The 1,541-nt window shown below is 73.5% G+C and carries 1 protein-coding gene; it reads left to right on the top strand.

Translation table 11 applies throughout. From position 1 onward, the window contains the following. Positions 1-83: 83 nt before the first annotated feature. A complete protein-coding gene (locus tag ACFXB5_RS16690) occupies positions 84-1,445 on the top strand; it encodes a cytochrome P450 (protein WP_385208024.1) in 1,362 nt (453 codons plus the stop codon). Positions 1,446-1,541: the final 96 nt, after the last annotated feature.

The following is a 1,541-nucleotide window of genomic DNA, read 5'->3' as shown; positions in this document are numbered from 1 at the left end:
GGGCTGGCCGTCCGCCCCCCCCCACCCCACCACCCGCCCCGCACCTTCCGTACCCCACCTCGCGAGTGAAGGACACCTCCCGCATGAGGACCGCGCAGCAACCGGCGACGCGCCACTGGCGGCACGCCGTCGCCCCCGGCGGGCTTCCGCTGGCCGGCCATGCCCTGCTCATGGGCCGCAAGCCGCTTCAGTTCCTGGCCTCCCTGCCCGCCCACGGCGATCTGGTCGAGCTCCGGCTGGGGCCCCGGCCCGTCTATCTGCCCTGTCATCCGGAGCTGATCCAGCAGGTGCTGGTGAACGCGCGGGTCTACGACACCGGCGGGCCGGTCAAGGAGAAGGCGAAGCCCATCCTGGGCAACGGCCTGATCACCTCCGACTGGGCGGACCACCGGCGGCAGCGCCGGCTGGTGCAGCCCGCGTTCCACACCGCCCGGATCGCCAAGTACGCCGAGGTGATGGAGCGGGAGTGCGAGGCCGAGTCCACGGCGTGGACCGCGCGCCGGCCCATCGACGTCAGCCACGAGATGCTCGCGCTCACCGCCCGGGTGACGGCCCGTGCGCTCTTCTCGACCGATATGGCGCCGCATGCCGTGGCCGAGATCCAGCACTGTCTGCCCATCGTCGTGGAGGGCGCCTACCGGCAGGCGATCGACCCCACCGGGCTGCTGGCCAAACTCCCGCTCGCGGCGAACCGGCGCTTCGACGACGCCCTCGCCCGGCTCAACCAGCTCATCGACCGCATGATCGACGACTACAAGGCGTCGGACGACGGCGACCGCGGCGATGTGCTGTCCGCACTCTTCGCGGCACAGGACGACGAGACCGGCGGCACGATGTCGGACCAGGAGATCCACGACCAGGTCATGACCCTGCTGCTGGCCGGGATCGAGACCACCGCCTCCGCGCTGACCTGGGTCTGGTTCCTGCTCGGCCGCAACCCCCGGGCCGAGGCCGCGCTGCACGCCGAGGTCGACGAGGTGCTGGGCGGGCGCGCCCCGCGCTACGCCGACGTCCCCCGGCTCGCCTACACCCAGCGGGTGTTCAGCGAGGCGCTGCGGCTCTTCCCGCCCGCGTGGCTGTTCACCCGGACCACCACCGAGACCACCGAGCTCGGCGGGCGCCGGCTGCCCCCGGCGTCGGACGTGCTGATCAGCCCGTATGTGCTGCACCGCGATCCGGCCCTCTTCCCCCGCCCGGAGTCCTTCGACCCGGACCGCTGGCTCCCCGAGCGGGCCAAGGAGGTGACGCGCGGCTCGTATCTGCCGTTCGGCGGGGGCAGCCGGAAGTGCATCGGCGATGTCTTCGGCATGACGGAGGCGACGCTCGCCCTGGCCGCGATCGCGGGCCGCTGGCGGATGCGCCCGATTCCGGGGACGAAGATCCGGCCGAGGCCGCAGATGAGCCTCACGGCCGGTCCGCTGCGGATGATTCCGGAGCCACGCTGAACGCCATGCCCCACAGACCCTGGGGAGCGGGGGGGGGGGGGGGGCGGGCCGGGCGCTCGGCGAGGGGGTCGGGGGGGGGGTGGAGGGGGGGGGGGC

It is taken from the genome of Streptomyces sp. NPDC059455, from assembly GCF_042750115.1.
Lineage (GTDB): Bacteria > Actinomycetota > Actinomycetes > Streptomycetales > Streptomycetaceae > Streptomyces > Streptomyces endocoffeicus.
Note: the sequence above shows the minus strand (reverse complement) of the source record. Positions and strands in the feature narration are given on the sequence as shown.